Source organism: Streptomyces sp. BK239, assembly GCF_004217285.1.
Taxonomy (GTDB): Bacteria; Actinomycetota; Actinomycetes; order Streptomycetales; family Streptomycetaceae; genus Streptomyces.
Window position 1 is genome coordinate 880,263 of record NZ_SHKS01000002.1, and the last position, 16,534, is coordinate 896,796.

Consider the following 16,534-nt stretch of genomic DNA (forward strand, 5'->3'; position numbering starts at 1 on the left):
GATCTTCACCTCGGATTCGGCACAACCGGCACGGCCGGCTGGGATCAGCGCTTCTCCTGCGGCACGTTCATCACCGCGCACACCACGCGCCACACGTCCTTGGCGTCCCAGCCGGCCGCCAGCGCCTCGTGCACGGTGCGCCCGCCGAGCTCCGTCATCACGTGATCGCGCGCGAAGGTGTCGGCGTACCCCGCGCCGAAGTGCTCGTCCATCCGCTGCCAGAAGACCGTCAACCGCATGGTTGCAGAGTAAAGCCCTCACCCGTTCACGTTGGAGGCACCGCCTCCCGGGGCGATCAGTCCCGTTTCGTAGGCGAAGACAACGGCCTGGACCCGGTCGCGCAGATCCAGCTTCGACAGGACGCGGCCGACGTGGCTCTTGATCGTGGTCTGGCTGAGATGGAGACGGGAGGCGAGTTCGGCGTTGCTGAGGCCCGTGGCGAGCAGACGGAGCACCTCCAGCTCACGCGGGGTCAGGGTGGACAGGTCACGGTGGGGGGCGACGGCCTGAGGTTCGTCGTGCTCGGCGAAGCGCTCGATCAGGCGGCGGGTGATCGTGGGTGCGAGGAGAGCGTCGCCGGACTGCACCAGACGCAGCGCGGCCACCAGGTGCTCCGGGGAGACGTCCTTGAGCAGGAATCCGCTGGCGCCGGACGTGAGGGCTGCGTAGACATAGTGGTCGAGGTCGTATGTCGTGAGGATGATGACCCGGGTCTCCTCCAGGCCCTCACTGCCCAGGATGCGCCGGGTGGCCTCGATACCGTCCATCTGCGGCATCCGGATGTCCATGAGAACGACGTCGGGCCGCGTGCGACGGACTGCCGCGACGGCCTCGGCACCGTCAGCCGCCTCAGCGGCCACCTGGATGCCGTCCGCGGCCAGAATCATCTTGAAGCCGGTGCGCACGAGGGCCTGGTCGTCCGCGATGACCACGCGCAACGGCGGCTTGTCCGCCGTCATCCCGCGCTCCGCGGGATACGGGCCGTGACCCGGTAGCCGCCGGTGTCTGTCGGTCCGACCGTCAGCCGGCCTTCGTAGACGGCCAGTCGCTCACGCAGGCCCAGGTGGCCACGGCCGTTGCTCTCCGTCGGTGAGCAGCCCTTCTCACCGCCCGTGTCCGTGACCTCGATCTGCAGACCGGTGTCGGTGTAACCGATGGAAAGCGTCGCCTCCGCGCCGCGTGCGTGTTTGACGGTGTTGGTCAGCGCCTCCTGCACCACGCGGTACGCCGCGAGGTCCACGCCCGGCGGCAGCGGTTCCGGCGGCAGCGACAGCACGACGCTCACGGGCGTCCCGGCAGCACGTACCCGCGCGACCAGCGCGTCGAGCTGCGCCAGCCCGGGTTGGGGCTCCAGACCGTCGGGCTCGTCCTGATCGGCGGCTGCCAACAGGCCCATGACGTGCCGGAGTTCCGCCATGGCGGCCCGGCCTCCCGCCTCGACGGCCAGCAGAGCCTCCTTGGACTGCTCCGGCATCACGTCCATCACCTTGCGTGCCGCGCCGGCCTGGATGACCATCACGCTCACATTGTGAGTGACGACGTCATGCAGCTCGGCGGCGATACGGGAACGTTCCTCCTCGACGGCCCGGCGCGTGGCCCGCTCCTGAGCCTCCTGCAGTTCGGCGACCCGGAGCCTGCCGGACGCCAGACGCAGGTGCAGGAAACGAACGAGGCTGGCCAGCATCCCGGCCACCAGCAGCACGAAACCCGGGCTGGACCATCCCGGGACCACTGGATCGGCATGCCGGAAGGCGAAACCGGACAGTACGGCCGCGATCACCAGTACGGCGATCGACAGGATCCTGTATCGGCTGTGGACGACGGCGCTGTACGCGGCGATGACACAGGCCAGGACGGTGATCCAAGAGGCCGAGCTGCCGATGGCCAGGCTTGCGCCCAGCACCGTCGTGAAGACGGCCAGCGGGTAGCGGCGCCGCAGGACGAGCGGCAGTGTCGACAAGAGGACCAGGGCCCAGGGCACAGGAGAAAGGCCTTCCTCCACAGGCGCCTGATCGGGGCCGGGCGGCGGCGGGGACGGGATTCCGGTGCCGACCTCGATCTTGGGTGGGTCGACGGACGCCGGTCCGTTGCCGGGATAGCGCACCGCGACGAACACAGCGACGGCGGTCAGGACGATGGCCAGCACCGCATCGGCGCGCGCCGCCCGTCCGGACAGCGTGACCTTCGCCTCGGGGCGTAGCGCGTCCATGAGCTGTCGCTGCCGGCCGCGCCAGTCATCCGTCTCCATCCGCACATTGTGCTGGGTTCCGCACTCGGCCCACGTCCGTCCGGCTGACCACGGCCCCCTCCTCGGGTCCTCATCCTCAAGGAGGAGTCCGCGGCCGGATCGTCCGAAGGAACGGGCGGGTATCGGTTCCGCGGCCGACGCGCACCGCCGTTGCCGCCCCCTAGGTTCACAGGGCCGGCAACAGCACGCGCCTCTCGCGACCGTAAGGACGGGCCTCCCGCATGAACCAAGTGATCGAACTGGAGGGCGTGGCCAAGCGCTACGACAGCGCCGGCGCGCCCGCCCTCGGACCGCTCACGCTGAGCGTCGCCAGGGGCGAGGCCCTTGCCGTGACAGGTCCGTCCGGCAGCGGCAAGTCCACGCTGCTGAACCTCGTCGCCGGCCTGGACAAGCCGACGGACGGCGCCGTGATCGTGGCGGGCCGACGGATCGACCAGCTGAGTGAGCACGCCCTGGCCAGGTTCCGCCGCGCGCACATCGGCATGGCCTTCCAGTTCTTCAACCTCCTCGACGACCTCACCGTCGCCGACAACATCCAGCTCCCGGCACAGCTGACCGGCACCAGCCGTCGCGAAGCCGCGTCCCGCGCAGGCGAACTCATGGAGATGCTCGGCATTCAGAGGCACGCCCGCGCCTACCCTGGCCGGCTGTCCGGAGGCGAACGCCAGCGAGTCGGTGTGGCCAGGGCGCTGATCAACCGGCCCGAGCTGCTGCTCGCCGACGAGCCGACCGGTGCGCTCGACACCGCGTCGGGCCACGACGTCCGCGACCTGCTGACGGACCTGCACCGCGGGGGCCAGACCATCGTGCTGGTGACACACGACCTGTCACTGGCGGAGGCGGTCGCGAGCCGCACCATCCACCTCGTGGACGGTCGCCTCGCCCTCGACACGTATGCGAAGGCCGTCCGATGAGCCTGTTCGGCAGCGGCGCGCTGAGCCGGGTCGTTCGCTCCGGGGTGAGCCGGCGCCGTGTGCAGTCCGTGGTGATCGCCGTCGCCACGATGATGGCGGTGGCTTCGGCCGTGGTCGCCGGGTCGCTGATGGTCGCCGCGGCCGCGCCCTTCGACCGTGCCTTCGACAAGCAGCGAGGCGCGCACATCACCGCGCAGTTCGATCCGGCCAGGGTGAGCACGGCGAAGCTGGCGGAGACCGGGAAGCTGGACGGCGTCACAGCGAGCGCGGGGCCGTACTCCGCCACGGCGTTCCGCCCGGTGGCTCAGACGGGCTTCCGGCTTCCGACTCTCACCCTTGTCGGGCGGTCCGGTACGGACGACGCCGTGGACCGGGTGGAGCTGAAGTCCGGTCAGTGGGTGCGGAGACCGGGCGAGATCGTGCTCAGCACGTCCTTCGAGGGGCCGGGCATCGAGATCGGCTCCACTCTCAGGACGTCGGACGCCGCGGGCTCCCCGGCCCTCAAGGTGGTCGGCTTCGCCCTGTCGGCCGGCAAGACCGCCGGCTCCTGGGCGACGCCGACGCAGGTGGACGCGGTGGCGTCGCAGGGGCACCCCCTCATGCGTCAGATGCTCTACCGCTTCGACTCCGCGGACACCACGGCACAACTCCTCGCCCACCGGGCGGTCCTCGCCTCCGCCACGGGCTCCGGAGCGCTGCTCGGTACGCAGTCCTGGCTGGACACCAAGCGTGCCGCCGACCAGGCCGCGGCGGCGACCGTTCCGTTCGTGACGGCTTTCGGTGTGCTCGGCATCGTGATGTCGGTGATCACCGTGAGCAGCGTGATCAGCGGTGCGGTCGGCACCGGTCTGCGCAGGATCGGCATCCTCAAGGCCATCGGCTTCACTCCGCGCGAGATCGTCCGCGCCTACGTGGCCCAGGCGATGATCCCGGCCGTCGTCGGCATCGTTCTGGGTGTCCTGCTGGGCAACCTCCTGGCCGTGCCGATGCCGGCGGACACGCAGTCGGTGTACGGCACCGTCTCGCTCGTGGTGGCCTGGTGGGTGGACGTCGCGGTGCCTGCCGCCGCCCTGCTCGTCGTGGGGCTCGCGGCTCTGATTCCCGCGCGGCGGGCCGGAAAGCTGCACACGGTCGAGGCCATCGCGGTCGGCCGGGCGCCGCGCACGGGGCGCGGACAGCGGGCGCACCGGGCGCTGGGCCGGCTGCCGCTGCCGCGACCGGTGACCTACGGTCTCGCGACCCCCTTCACGCATCCGGTCCGCGCCCTCGCGATGCTGCTCGCGGTGGCGTTCGGCACGATCGCGGTGACCTTCGCGGTGGGGCTGACCTCGTCGCTGGGCGCGATCAGCGCCTCGCAGGATCCCGAGAGCCGTGCCTCGGTCACGGTGACGACGGTCAGGATGAACACCCTTGCTCCCCCGCCGCCTCCCCCCGCAGGCGGCGCGGGGAGCCGGCCTCCCGTGGCCGGCGGCATGCCGGACCCGTCCAAGGCCAAGCCCGCTGACCCGGCGAAGGTGAGATCCGCCATCACGTCCCAGACGGGCCTGGACTCGTACTACGGCAAGCTCCAGACCGAGGTCGTCGTTGCCGGCGTCTCCGGGTCGGTTCAGGCGAGCCTCTACGAAGGCGATTCCCGCGACGGCAGCTACGAGATGCTCTCGGGGCACTGGCTCACCGGTAAGGGGCAGGTCGTGGTGCCCTCCCGCTTCCTGCAGCGGACCAGCACCAAGATCGGCGACACCGTGCGGGTGACCTACGAGCAGCAGAGCGCCGACCTGAGGATCGTGGGCGAGTCCTTCGACACTTCGGGCAACCAGCTGGAGATCCACGCGAACATGTCGGACTTCCCGGCGGCCACGCCCAGCACGTTCCTCGTCAAGCTGCCGGCCGACGTCTCGGCGGACGACTACGCCCACAAGCTCGCGTCGGTGGTGCGGCCACTGGGCGGCGACGCCACGACCATCCCCCCGGACGAGCAGAAGGGGGTCATCCTCGTCATGAAAGCGATGGCAGTGCTGCTCACCCTCATGCTGGTCGCCGTGGCGGGCCTCGGCGTGCTCAACTCCGTCATCCTCGACACCCGGGAACGCGTTCACGACCTGGGCGTCTGCAAGGCGATCGGTATGACGCCGCGGCAGACCGTCAGCCTCGTGCTCGCCTCGGTGACGGCGATCGGTGCACTCGGCGGGCTGCTGGGCGTGCCTGTGGGATACGTCCTGCACGGATTGGTCATGCCGGTGATGGCACACGCCGTGGGCACCACCATGCCGTCGTCCGTGCTCGATGTGTACGGGCCGGCTCGGCTGCTCATGCTGGGCCTCGGCGGCGTCGTGCTCGCCGTGCTGGGTGCGCTGGTCCCGGCCGGCTGGGCGGCCAGGACCCTGACGGCCACCGCGCTGCGCACCGAGTAGCACCCGCGGTCGGTCGGGCGAAGACACAGGTCTCCGCGCAGCCGGGACGGCTCTGACGAGCCGGTTTCACTCCTCTCGCCGACGCGGCCGGCACCGCGTCAGGGTCGGATCACGGCGACGACGTCCCCGACGCCGATGGCGCCGGGCGTGGTCACGGTGCCCAGGGCGTCCAGGCGCATGCCGTGCGCTTGGGCGACGGTCCTCAGCACGAGCGGGGAGTGCGGCAGGTCCTGCTGGGACTCGTTGACCATGACGCAGCGCTCGCTGGAGCGCACGAACGTGACGCACGCCGTGGTGCCGATGCGGACCTCGGCACCGAGCCACTGGTCCTCGACGAACGCGGGTGTGCCCGGGGGTGTGCGGATGAGGAGGTTGGGCCGGAAGCGGCGCTCGTCGACCGGAATGCCGGCAAGGGCGGTGCGCATCCAGTCGAGGGTGGCGGTGCTCAGCACGCTCAGCGGCAGCTGGTCGAAGTGTGAGACGGCCCCCTCACGGGCCACCTCGACGTCATGACGCTGGAGGTAGCGGCGTAGGTAGGCGGTGGCATCGGCCACCGGTACCCCTTCGGGGTCGAGCAGTTCGGGCTCGGCCAGGGTTCCCGCTGCCGGGTAGCGGGAACCCAGCCGCAGCAGGCCGGGCATCCTTCGGAACCGGCGCGTGTTCTTGCCCGAGCCGAACCTGCCCTCGGCGTCCCGCACCGCATACAGCCGGTCACCCAGCAGGCCCCGCTCGTCCACGCCGACCGACTCCAGGCGCTCTCCGCCCGTGGACTTGATCGGGTATCGCCAGATCCGCTCGATGGTTCCCAGTCTCATACGCACCCCCATCCGGCCGACGGCCGGCTCGGCACTTCGTGAACACTCAGTTGGCCCGTGGCGCCGGCACGGTGATCACTCCGTGGCATCGTCGGGCCCGGCACCGGCGCCGGCTGTGGCCAGGCGCAGGGACTCCGCCACGGCGGCGGGGATGTCGTCCACGGGGAACAGCACGTGCCGGACAGTCCCTTCCGGGCCGAGGACGAGAATGAGCCGCTTCAGCCGCAGTCGGCCCGCGCCCCGGAACGTCGGCAGCCGCAGGGCCGCCGCCAACCGTTGCCCGGCATCGGAGAGCAGAGGAAAAGGCACCGCTTCGGCGCGTGCGAAGTCCGCCTGTTCATGGGGAAGCTGGGTGCTCACCCCACGCACCTCCACCCCCGCCCGCTGGAAGTCGGGCCAGGCATCGGTGAACAGCCGGTTCTCCAGCGTGCAGCCGACGGCCCCGGGGATCGGCTCGTCCCACTCGATCCCTGTGCCGGGATACGTGAACAGGACGGTTGCCCCACGGTCGGGCGCGACGACAGGCAGGTCGCTGCCGTGCGTACTCGGCAGCACGAGCCCTTGCGGCACGCGCGTGCCGACCTGGGCGTGTACGCGAGCGTGTTCCCCTCCGTCTCGTGCCGCCGTCCCGGTGACCGTTCCGTCACCGAGCACCCACCGGTCACCCCAGTCCTGCATCGCGACCAGCAGCGGCAACAGCGCCGATCCGGCGTCGGTCAGCAGGTATTCGTAACGCTCCGGGCGACGCTGGTAGAGGCTACGGCGCAGCACACCATGATCGACCAGCCGGGCCAGGCGCTCGGCGAGAACCTTGCGCGAGAGACCGAGTTCCGCGGCGAGTGCGTCGAAACGGACATGTCCGCGAGCGATCTCACGCAGCAGCAGCACGTTCCACCAGTCGCCCATGACGACGGCGGTCTGAGCGATTCCGCAGGTCTCGTCCACCCGGCGCGTTCTCATGCCCACATACTAAGTTTCTTTTCGGAACTCTCTCTGTTCTTCGCCGAATGCTGCCGGAAGACCGTCAACCGCGTGACAGCGGTGTCCCGCGCGCGGGGGTGGCCCCGGCCGGGACCGCCTGCCGGGACCGCTTCGCGGCCTACGGTCTGATCCATGGCCGACTCCGGAGCATCCCCACTCCCCCCGACGACCCCGGCGCGTTCCCCGCTCTCCCGCGCCGAGCACTTCGTCTGGCTCACCGCGCGCGTGCTCGAACAGCGCCTCTTCGCCTACCACTTCCTGCACGGCGGCGCTGACCCCGTGGAGACCGCGCTCGACGCCTACCGCAACGAGGACGGCGGTTACGGCCACGCGCTCGAACCCGATCTGCGCGGCCCCGTCAGCCAGCCCCTGCACACCGCGCGGGCGCTGCGCGTCCTGGACCGTCTCGGGCGCTGCGACGGCCGGCGCGTGGAACACGTGTGCCGCTACCTCACCGCCGTGTCGACCCCCGACGGAGCCCTGCCCGCGGTCCACCCCAGCCAGCGCGGGTATCCCGCCGCCCCGTTCGTCCCGATCGTGGACGACCCGCCCAGCGCACTCCTGGCCACCGGCCCGGTGGTGGGCCTGCTGCACCGCAACGAGGTGTGGCACGCATGGCTCTTCAGAGCCACGGACTTCTGCTGGCACGCGGTGGACTCCCTGGAGACGTCCCATCCCTACGAGATCGAGGCGGCCGTGGCCTTCCTGGACTCCGCCCCCGACCGCCCGCGCGCGGAGGCGGCCGCCGACCGGCTGGGCCGCCTGGTCCGCGAACGCAGGCTCGCCGTGCTCGACCCGGACCGCGCGGACGCCTACCCGGTGGCGCCCGGCTACGCCCCCGGCGAGCACCACTTCCCCCACGACTACGCCCGTACACCGGGCTCCCTGGCGCGCGCGTGGTTCACGGACGACGAGATGGCCCGCTCCCTGGACTTCCTCGCCGGCGACCAGCGGGACGACGGCGGCTGGCCGATCCGCTGGCGCGCGTGGGAGCCGGGCACCGCCCTGGAGGCCCGCCCCATGGTGACGATCGACGCCCTGCACACGCTGCGGGCGCACGGCCGCACGATCGACTGACAACCGGACGATCGGCTGACATCCGGACGCACGGATCACCCCACGCGCACGATCGCCTCGCGCGGCCGCCGGCGACCCCGGCGACCGCTCAGCCGCCCAGTGCCCGCACCCCCGCGGTCACCGCCACGGCCGCCGCGACGACCAGCAGGAACGGTGCGCGCAGGACGACCGCCACGGCGGCCGCGGCGAGCCCCGCCGCCCTCGCGTCGAGCACGAGCGCGTGCCCGTCGGCGAAGGTCTGCTGGGCTGTCAGAGCGGCGAGGAGGGCGACCGGGAGCAGTGCGGCGAGCCTCCGGACCAAGGGCCGTTCCAGAGCGCCCGCCGGGACGAGCAGCCCGGCGAGCTTGACGGCGTAACAGGCGACCGCGGTCACCCCGATGGCGATCCAGACGTTCACCGCTCCCCCTCCGCGTCGCGCTCCGCGGTGGCGCGCTCCGACGTGTCACGGCCCTGCCGCGCACCGCGGCGGCCCTCGGCCCACAGGGCGACCGGCGCGGCGAGCGCGGCCACCAGGACGGGCACCCCGGCGGGCAGCAGGGGCAGCAGGCCGAGCCCCAGCACGACCGCGAGAGCAGCCGTGAAGCGCTCGGTGGCGGTCTTCAGCATCGGCGCGAGCAGCGCCAGGAAGACGGCGGGACCGGCCGCGTCGAGCCCCCACGCGTCCGTGTCGCCGATGGCCTCGGCGCCCAGGGCGCCCAGCAGCGTGGTGAGGTTCCACAGCACGTAGAGGCTGACGCCGGTGACGGCGAACCCGAGGCGCGCCCCGCGCCGGTCGCGCTGCGCCAGCGAGACGGCGGTCGTCTCGTCGATCACCCACTGTGCGGCGAACGGGCGCACCGCGCGCGGGAGGGCCAGCACCTGCGACAGCCGCAGGCCGTAGAAGGCGTTGCGCACGCCGAGGAAGAAGGCGCCCGCGGCCGCCGTGAAGGGGTTGCCGCCGGCCGCCAGCGCGCCGACGAGCGCGAACTGGGACGCTCCGGTGAACACCAGCAGGCTGAGCGCACAGGTCTGCCATGCCGTGAGCCCGCTGCCCGCCGAGGTCACCCCGAAGGCGAATCCGGAGAGTCCGACGGCGATGCCGACGCCGAGGGCGTCCCGTACGACAGCGGCGTCCGGTCTGCCTCTCCCGCCGGGTCCTGTGTTCGCGCGCGCTGTCGGTGCCACTTGTCCTGTCCGAGCTGTCTGTTCTGCCACCCGTCGGACGGTAGGAGCAGCCGGCGCCGCACGTCTTGTACGTTCTTGCGCTCGCGTACGTCCTCGGGCTCGACTACGTCCCTGTGCTGCCCGGCATCCTGGCGGCCGCGCTGGTACGCGCCAGGGGGCACGCCCACGATCCGTGTGAAGTGCCGGTTGAGGTGGGGCTGGTCGGTGAACCCGACGGCCACGGCCGCCTCCGCGGGCGGGATCCCGGTGTCCAGCAGCCGCCTCGCCCGACGGACCCGGGCGTCCGTCAGCCAGGTGTGCGGCGGCATCCCGTAGGCGTCCCGGAACGCCCTCAGCAGGGCGAAGGGGCTGGTCCCGAGATCCTGCGCGAGGTGTTCCAGGGTGGGCGGGCCGGTCATCCGCTCCTCCAGCACGGCACGCGCGCGTGCGGCGATCCGCCCTCCGGCCGTGCGCACCGCCCGCTGCGGCGCCGGTCCGCCGTTGAGCCGCAGCAGCCGGGTCACGGCCACCCGCAGCAGCGTGTCGGCGGCCAGCGCGTCACCCTCGTCGGCGGCCCGCAGCACCCGGTGCACCAGCGCCGCGGCGTACGGGTCGTCGAGCACCGGGCTCACGAACCCCGGCGCGCCCTTCAGCGTCGTCGTCTCGGCCGCGATCGCCGCCACCACCTCCGGTGACGGATACACCGCTCCGTACCGCCAGCCCTCGGGCACACCGGCCCGCCCGGTGTGCGGGGTGTCCGGGTTGACCAGCGCGAGCGCGCCGGCTCCGGCGTACTGGTCGCTTCCTCGGTGATGGAACACCTCGACCCCGTCGGCGATGGCGGCGATGACGAAGTGCTCGTGGGTGTGCCGGACGAACGTCTTGCGGACATAGCGGGCACGGAGCAGGTCCACCTCGGGCAACTCCGCGTACCGCCAGTGCCGCGCCACCTCTCCGGAACCCGCCATACCCCCATTCTGCGCGACCGCCCGCCGCCCGACGGGATCCGGGCGGCGGGACGGGCCGCAGGTCGGCGCCGTTGTCAGTGCTCGGGTGCAGGATGGACGCATGGTCAGCGACGCACACCGAGCCATGGACGGCTTCTCCCCCGCGACCCGCGGCTGGTTCACGGGCGCCTTCTCCGCGCCCACCGCGGCCCAGGCGGGCGCGTGGCAGGCCATCGGCGAGGGCTCGGATGTGCTGGTGGTGGCTCCGACCGGGTCCGGCAAGACCCTGGCCGCGTTCCTCGCGGCCCTGGACCAGCTGGCCTCGACGCCCCCGCCGGCCGACCCGAGGAAGCGCTGCCGCGTCCTGTACGTGTCACCGCTCAAGGCCCTCGCGGTCGACGTCGAACGCAATCTGCGCAGCCCGCTCACCGGCATCCGCCAGGAATCCGTGCGGCTGGGACTGCCCGAACCGGAGATCAAGGTCGGCATCCGCTCCGGGGACACGCCCGCCGCCGAGCGCCGCGCGCTGTCCACCCGCCCGCCGGACATCCTGATCACCACTCCGGAGTCGTTGTTCCTGATGCTGACGTCGGCCACGCGCGACGCGCTGACCGGCGTGGAGACGGTCATCTTGGACGAGGTCCACGCCGTGGCCGGCACCAAGCGCGGCGCCCACCTCGCCCTCTCCCTGGAGCGGCTCGACGAGCTCCTGCCGGCGCCGGCCCGCCGGATCGGCCTCTCGGCGACGGTCCGCCCGGTCGACGAGGTGGCCCGCTATCTGTCCCCGCGCCGCAAGGTGGAGATCGTCCAGCCCGAGTCGGGCAAGGAGTTCGACCTGTCCGTGGTGGTCCCGGTCGAGGACCTGGCCGAGCTGGGCGGCTCCCCGGTCGCCGACGGCTCCGAGGGCGCGGAACGCCCGTCGATCTGGCCGCACGTCGAGGAACGCATCGCCGACCTCGTCCAGGCCCACCGCTCCACGATCGTGTTCGCGAACTCCCGCCGGCTCGCCGAGCGCCTGTGCAACCGCCTCAACGAGATCGCCTACGAACGGGCCACCGGCGAACCGCTCGACGAGCACCACGCGCCGGCCGAGCTGATGGGCGGCTCGGGCGCGGCGCAGGGCGCGCCGCCCGTCCTCGCGCGCGCCCACCACGGCTCGGTGTCCAAGGAACAGCGCGCGCTCGTCGAGGAGGACCTGAAAGCCGGCCGTCTGCCCGCCGTGGTCGCCACCTCCAGCCTGGAACTGGGCATCGACATGGGCGCCGTCGACCTGGTCGTCCAGGTGGAGTCCCCGCCCTCGGTGGCGTCCGGGCTGCAGCGCGTGGGCCGCGCGGGCCACCAGGTCGGAGCCGTGTCGACCGGTGTGGTCTTCCCCAAGTACCGCGGCGACCTGGTCCAGGCCGCGGTGGTCACCGAGCGGATGCGCACGGGCGGCATCGAGTCCCTCAAGGTCCCGGCGAACCCCCTGGACGTGCTCGCCCAGCAGCTCGTCGCGATGACGTCCATGGACACCTGGCAGTTCGACGACCTGCTCACCCTGGTCCGCCGGGCCGCGCCCTTCGCCTCCCTCCCGGAGTCCGCCTTCACGGCGGTCCTCGACATGCTCGCCGGCCGCTACCCGTCCGACGCGTTCGCCGAGCTGCGCCCGCGCGTGGTGTGGGACCGGGTCGCCGGCACGATCACCGGCCGCCCCGGCGCCCAGCGCCTGGCCGTGACCTCCGGGGGCACGATCCCCGACCGGGGCCTGTTCGGCGTCTTCCTGGCCGGAGCCGACCCCAAGAAGGGCGGCGGCCGCGTCGGGGAGCTCGACGAGGAGATGGTCTACGAGTCCCGGGTGGGCGACGTCTTCACACTCGGCACGAGCTCCTGGCGCATCGAGGACATCACCCGCGACCGCGTCCTGGTCTCGCCCGCGCCCGGCGTCCCGGGCCGGCTCCCGTTCTGGAAGGGCGACCAGCTGGGCCGGCCGCTCGAACTCGGCCGCGCGGTGGGCGCGTTCCTGCGCGAGGTCGGCTCCCTGCCCGAGGAGGACGCCCGGCTCCGTCTGCTCACCGCGGGCCTGGACGCCTGGGCCGCCGACAACGTGCTGTCCTACCTGGACGAGCAACGCCAGGCCTGCGGCCATGTGCCGGACGACCGGACCATCGTCGTCGAACGCTTCCGCGACGAACTCGGCGACTGGCGCGTCGTCGTGCACTCGCCCTTCGGCGCCCAGGTGCACGCCCCCTGGGCGCTCGCTCTCGGCGCCAAGCTGTCCGAGCGGTACGGCATGGACGCCCAGGTGATGCACGCCGACGACGGCATCGTGCTGCGCCTGCCGGACGCCGACCTGATGAGCCTGGACCTCCTCGACCGGGAGCCCACAAGGGCCGGCTCCGAATACGACGCCGAGCAGGCGCCCGTCGGCGCGGCGGACGTCGTCTTCGACAAGGGCGAGGTCGACCAGATCGTCACCGACCAGGTCGGCGGCTCGGCGCTGTTCGCCGCCCGGTTCCGTGAGTGCGCCGCCCGCGCGTTGCTGCTGCCGCGCCGCAACCCGGGCAAGCGCACACCGCTGTGGCAGCAGCGTCAGCGCGCCGCCCAACTGCTTCAGGTGGCGAGCGAGTTCGGCTCGTTCCCGATCGTCCTGGAGGCGGTCCGCGAGTGCCTCCAGGACGTCTTCGACGTCCCGGGCCTCGTGGAGCTGATGGGCGACCTGGAGTCGCGCAGGGTGCGCCTGGTCGAGGTCACCACCCCCGAGCCGTCCCCCTTCGCCCGCTCCCTCCTCTTCGGCTACGTCGCCCAGTTCCTCTACGAGGGCGACTCCCCGCTCGCCGAGCGCCGCGCCGCCGCGCTCTCCCTGGACTCGCGTCTGCTGGCCGAACTGCTCGGCCAGGCCGAGCTGCGCGAACTGCTCGACGCGGAGGTCCTCACCGAGCTGGAGCGGGAGTTGCAGTGGCTCACCGAGGACCGTCGTGTGAAGGACGCCGAAGGCGTCGCGGACATCCTGCGCCTGCTCGGCCCGCTCACCGGAGCCGAACTGGCCGAACGCGGCGCCGACCCCGCGTGGGCCGAGGAACTGGCGTCCGCCCGCCGGGCGATCAGGGTCCGCATCGCCGGCGCGGACCACTGGGCGACCATCGAGGACGCGGGCCGGCTGCGCGACGCGTTGGGCACCGCCCTGCCGGTCGGCGTCCCGGAGGCCTTCACCGAGCCGGTGAAGGACCCCCTCGGCGACCTCCTCGCCCGCTACGCCCGCACCCACGGCCCGTTCACCTCGGCCACAGCCGCCGCCCGCTTCGGTCTGGGCGTGGCGGTCACCGAGGGCGCGCTCCAGCGGCTCGCGGCCGGCGGACGCGTCGTCCAGGGCGAGTTCCACCCCGCGGGCATCGGCCAGGAGTGGTGCGACGCGACCGTGCTGCGCAGGCTGCGCCGGCGCTCCCTGGCCGCCCTGCGGCACGAGCTGGAACCGGTCCCGCCCCCGGCCTTCGCCCAGTTCCTCCCCCAGTGGCAGCACATCGGCAAGGGCCACGCACTGCGCGGAGTCGACGGTCTGGTCCGCGCGGTCGAACAGCTCCAGGGCGCGTCGGTGCCCGCGTCCGCCCTGGAGAAGCTGGTGCTGCCGTCCCGGGTGACGGACTACACCCCGGCGATGCTCGACGAACTCACCGCCTCCGGCGAGGTGGTGTGGGCCGGGGCCGGGTCCCTGCCCGGCAAGGACGGCTGGGTCTCGCTGTATCTGACGGACGCGGCCCCGCTGCTCCTGCCGCCGCCCCACCCGCTGGAGCTGACGGAGTTGCACCGCCGTGTCCTGGACGCCCTCTCGGGCGGCTACGGCCTGTTCTTCCGTCAGATCGCCGACCAGGTCCGCGCGAGCGGCCACCCCGAGGTCACCGACCCCCAACTCGCCGACACTCTCTGGGATCTCGCCTGGTCCGGCCGGCTCACCAACGACACCCTGGCGCCGATGCGCGCCCTCCTGGGCTCGGGCCGCACCGCCGGCTCCACGGCGCACCGCGCCAAACGCGCCGTCCCCCGAGGACGGTACGGCTCGCTGACGGCCGCCGCGCGTGCCGCGTCCCGCAGCGGCCCCCCGACCGTCGGAGGCCGCTGGTCGCTTTTCCCGGCGCAGGAGGAGGACCCCACGGTCCGCGCCCACGCCCTCGCCCGCACACTCCTCGACCGGCACGGAGTGGTCACCCGTGGCGCGGTCGCCGCCGAGGGCGTCGAGGGCGGCTTCTCGGCGACGTACCGGGTTCTGTCCGCCTTCGAGGACAGCGGCCAGGCCCGGCGTGGATACGTCGTGGAAGGCCTGGGGGCCGCGCAGTTCGCCATGGACGGCGCCGTGGACCGCGTCCGCGCGGTGGCCAACGCCCGCGACCGCGGCGAGACCCTGCCCGGCCCCCCACTCGGGTCCGGCGCTTCCGGCGGCGTCGCCGGGACGACCGACGGCTTCGCCTTCCCCGACGCCTCCCCGTCCGACGATCCCGGGTGGGAGCTGCTCGGCCCGGACGATTCCTCCGGCCCCTGGGTCACGTCCACCTCGCCGGACGACCTCGTCTCGCCGCACGACTTCGACTCCCCCGGCGCGGGCGGCCCCAGAGGCGGCTCCGGGCCCCCGTACGGCGCGCCCTACGGATCCGGATCCCGCCACTCCGCCCAGCGGGCCTCCGGCTTCGCCGACCGCGGTCGGCGTACGCCCTCGCCCGCTTCCCGTGCGGTGGTTCTCGCGGCGGCCGACCCCGCGAACGCCTACGGCGCCGCCCTGTCCTGGCCCGAGCCGCCGACCGGCGCCGGGCACAAGCCGGGCCGCAAGGCGGGCTCCCTGGTGGTTCTCGTCGAGGGCGAGCTGACCCTCTACATGGAGCGCGGCGGCAAGACCCTGCTGGCCTGGCCGACCACCGCCGAAGGCCAGGACTCCCCGGCCGACGACCCCCGTCTGCAGGCGGCGGCGCAAGCCCTGGCCGAGGCCGCCCGCGCGGGCTCCCTCGGCACGGTCACAGTGGAGCGCGTCAACGGCGCCTCGGCGCTGACCTCCCCCCTGGGCGCCCTCCTGGAGCAAGCGGGCTTCATCGCGACCCCCCGGGGACTGCGGCTACGGGCATGACGAACAGCCCCGCAGCCCCTCTCCCCGTGCCACCCTTGACCCATGCCCGAAGGTGACACGGTCTGGCAGACCGCGCGGCGACTGCACGGGGCCCTCGCCGGCAAGACGCTGACCCGCTCCGACCTGCGGGTGCCGAAGCACGCCACCGCCGACCTCACCGGACGCACTGTTCTGGACGTCACCGCGCGCGGCAAGCACCTCCTCACCCGCGTCGAGGGCGGCCTGACGCTCCACTCGCACCTGCGCATGGACGGCTCCTGGCGGGTGTACACGAACGACCAGCGCTGGACCGGCGGCCCGGGGCACCAGATCCGCGCGATCCTCGGTACCGAGGACCGGACAGCCGTCGGCTACCGCCTCCCCGTCCTGGAACTCCTGCGTACCGCCGACGAGGAGCGGGCGGTGGGGCACCTCGGCCCGGACCTGCTGGGTCCCGACTGGGACCCCGAGCGGGCGCTCGCCAACGTTCTCGCCGACCCCGGCCGTCCCCTCGGCGAGGCCCTCCTCGACCAGCGCAACCTCGCCGGCATCGGCAATGTCTACAAGTGCGAGCTCTGCTTTCTCCTAGGCGTCAGCCCCTGGCTTCCCGCGGGCGCGCTCCCCGCCGACCGCGCCGCGAAGCTGCCCGCCCTGGCCAAGCGGCTCCTCGAGGTCAACCGCGACCGCCCCGTCCGCGCCACGACCGGCCGGCGCGGCCAGGACCTCTTCGTCTACGGCCGCGCGCACCGCCCCTGCCTGCGCTGCGGAACTCCCGTCCGCCTCGCCGACCAGGGCGACGGCTCCCGCGAGCGTCCGACGTACTGGTGCCCCACCTGCCAGCCCGGCCCCGCCCCGGCCCCGGGATCTCCGGCTGCCCGCCGTATCCGCCCTCGCACCGGTAATTGACGACCCGTCAGAAGCTCTCGTACGGTC

The 16,534-nt window shown here is 72.9% G+C and carries 12 protein-coding genes and 1 pseudogene; 5 read left to right on the forward strand and 8 right to left on the reverse strand.

The window, feature by feature from the left end; all coding sequences use genetic code 11:
• Positions 1-44 precede the first annotated feature (44 nt).
• Genes EV567_RS09760 through EV567_RS09770 form a run of 3 tightly spaced genes read right to left on the reverse strand, consistent with a single transcriptional unit; the run spans position 45 to position 2,248 of the window.
• A complete protein-coding gene (locus tag EV567_RS09760; protein WP_130438254.1) occupies positions 45-239 on the reverse strand; it encodes a DUF3046 domain-containing protein in 195 nt (64 codons plus the stop codon).
• Positions 240-257: 18 nt separating this feature from the next.
• The gene (locus tag EV567_RS09765) at positions 258-959 is read right to left on the reverse strand and encodes a response regulator transcription factor (protein WP_130438255.1); all 702 of its coding nucleotides are present in this window, start codon (positions 957-959) and stop codon (positions 258-260) included.
• A complete protein-coding gene (locus EV567_RS09770) occupies positions 956-2,248 on the reverse strand; it encodes a sensor histidine kinase (protein WP_130438343.1) in 1,293 nt (430 codons plus the stop codon). Before EV567_RS09770 ends, EV567_RS09765 begins: the two co-directional genes overlap by 4 nt.
• Before the next feature lie 221 nt (positions 2,249-2,469).
• Between EV567_RS09770 and EV567_RS09775 the strand changes: the two genes are divergently transcribed.
• On the forward strand, positions 2,470-3,162 hold the full coding sequence (locus EV567_RS09775) for an ABC transporter ATP-binding protein (RefSeq protein ID WP_130438256.1): 693 nt from the start codon (positions 2,470-2,472) through the stop codon (positions 3,160-3,162).
• Entirely contained in the window at positions 3,159-5,573 is a 2,415-nt protein-coding gene (locus EV567_RS09780) for an FtsX-like permease family protein (RefSeq protein WP_130438257.1), read from the forward strand. Before EV567_RS09775 ends, EV567_RS09780 begins: the two co-directional genes overlap by 4 nt.
• Before the next feature lie 98 nt (positions 5,574-5,671).
• On the opposite strand, the gene EV567_RS09785 is transcribed toward EV567_RS09780, so the two are convergent.
• Together EV567_RS09785 and EV567_RS09790 are read right to left on the reverse strand one after the other, a co-directional pair.
• On the reverse strand, positions 5,672-6,388 hold the full coding sequence (locus EV567_RS09785; RefSeq protein ID WP_242620732.1) for an MOSC domain-containing protein: 717 nt from the start codon (positions 6,386-6,388) through the stop codon (positions 5,672-5,674).
• A 75-nt stretch (positions 6,389-6,463) separates the two neighbouring features.
• A complete protein-coding gene (locus EV567_RS09790) occupies positions 6,464-7,348 on the reverse strand; it encodes a winged helix-turn-helix transcriptional regulator (protein WP_130438258.1) in 885 nt (294 codons plus the stop codon).
• A 153-nt stretch (positions 7,349-7,501) separates the two neighbouring features.
• Here EV567_RS09790 and EV567_RS09795 point away from each other — a divergent pair, with 153 nt between their 5' ends.
• Positions 7,502-8,446 (forward strand): hypothetical protein, encoded by a 945-nt coding sequence (locus EV567_RS09795; protein WP_130438259.1) that lies wholly within the window; start codon positions 7,502-7,504, stop codon positions 8,444-8,446.
• Between the two features lie 88 nt (positions 8,447-8,534).
• Here EV567_RS09795 and EV567_RS09800 read toward each other — a convergent pair whose 3' ends face one another.
• From EV567_RS09800 to EV567_RS09810, 3 genes and pseudogenes are all read right to left on the reverse strand, one after another.
• Complete coding sequence (locus EV567_RS09800; RefSeq protein WP_130438260.1) at positions 8,535-8,843, reverse strand: AzlD domain-containing protein; 309 nt, start codon at positions 8,841-8,843, stop codon at positions 8,535-8,537.
• Positions 8,840-9,610 carry an AzlC family ABC transporter permease gene (locus tag EV567_RS09805; protein ID WP_130438261.1) on the reverse strand — a complete coding sequence of 257 codons (771 nt, stop codon included), beginning with the start codon at positions 9,608-9,610 and terminating at the stop codon, positions 8,840-8,842. Before EV567_RS09805 ends, EV567_RS09800 begins: the two co-directional genes overlap by 4 nt.
• 197 nt (positions 9,611-9,807) lie before the next feature.
• Positions 9,808-10,770, reverse strand: a pseudogene (locus EV567_RS09810) (AraC family ligand binding domain-containing protein); the annotation flags it as partial.
• Here EV567_RS09810 and EV567_RS09815 point away from each other — a divergent pair.
• Positions 10,658-15,622 carry an ATP-dependent helicase gene (locus tag EV567_RS09815; RefSeq protein WP_130438262.1) on the forward strand — a complete coding sequence of 1,655 codons (4,965 nt, stop codon included), beginning with the start codon at positions 10,658-10,660 and terminating at the stop codon, positions 15,620-15,622. The pseudogene EV567_RS09810 and the gene EV567_RS09815 sit on opposite strands and share 113 nt — an antisense overlap.
• 42 nt (positions 15,623-15,664) lie before the next feature.
• Positions 15,665-16,507: an Fpg/Nei family DNA glycosylase gene (locus EV567_RS09820; RefSeq protein ID WP_130438263.1), complete on the forward strand. Its 843-nt coding sequence runs from the start codon at positions 15,665-15,667 to the stop codon at positions 16,505-16,507.
• Positions 16,508-16,534: the final 27 nt, after the last annotated feature.

Excerpts from the sequence above, each read along its gene's own strand:
- EV567_RS09760 (WP_130438254.1), bottom strand. The coding sequence starts at position 239 with ATGCGGTTGACGGTCTTCTGGCAGCGGATGGACGAGCACTTCGGCGCG.
- EV567_RS09765 (WP_130438255.1), bottom strand. The coding sequence starts at position 959 with ATGACGGCGGACAAGCCGCCGTTGCGCGTGGTCATCGCGGACGACCAG.
- EV567_RS09770 (WP_130438343.1), bottom strand. The coding sequence starts at position 2,248 with ATGGAGACGGATGACTGGCGCGGCCGGCAGCGACAGCTCATGGACGCG.
- EV567_RS09775 (WP_130438256.1), top strand. The coding sequence starts at position 2,470 with ATGAACCAAGTGATCGAACTGGAGGGCGTGGCCAAGCGCTACGACAGC.
- EV567_RS09780 (WP_130438257.1), top strand. The coding sequence starts at position 3,159 with ATGAGCCTGTTCGGCAGCGGCGCGCTGAGCCGGGTCGTTCGCTCCGGG.
- EV567_RS09785 (WP_242620732.1), bottom strand. The coding sequence starts at position 6,388 with ATGAGACTGGGAACCATCGAGCGGATCTGGCGATACCCGATCAAGTCC.
- EV567_RS09790 (WP_130438258.1), bottom strand. The coding sequence starts at position 7,348 with ATGAGAACGCGCCGGGTGGACGAGACCTGCGGAATCGCTCAGACCGCC.
- EV567_RS09795 (WP_130438259.1), top strand. The coding sequence starts at position 7,502 with ATGGCCGACTCCGGAGCATCCCCACTCCCCCCGACGACCCCGGCGCGT.
- EV567_RS09815 (WP_130438262.1), top strand. The coding sequence starts at position 10,658 with ATGGTCAGCGACGCACACCGAGCCATGGACGGCTTCTCCCCCGCGACC.
- EV567_RS09820 (WP_130438263.1), top strand. The coding sequence starts at position 15,665 with ATGCCCGAAGGTGACACGGTCTGGCAGACCGCGCGGCGACTGCACGGG.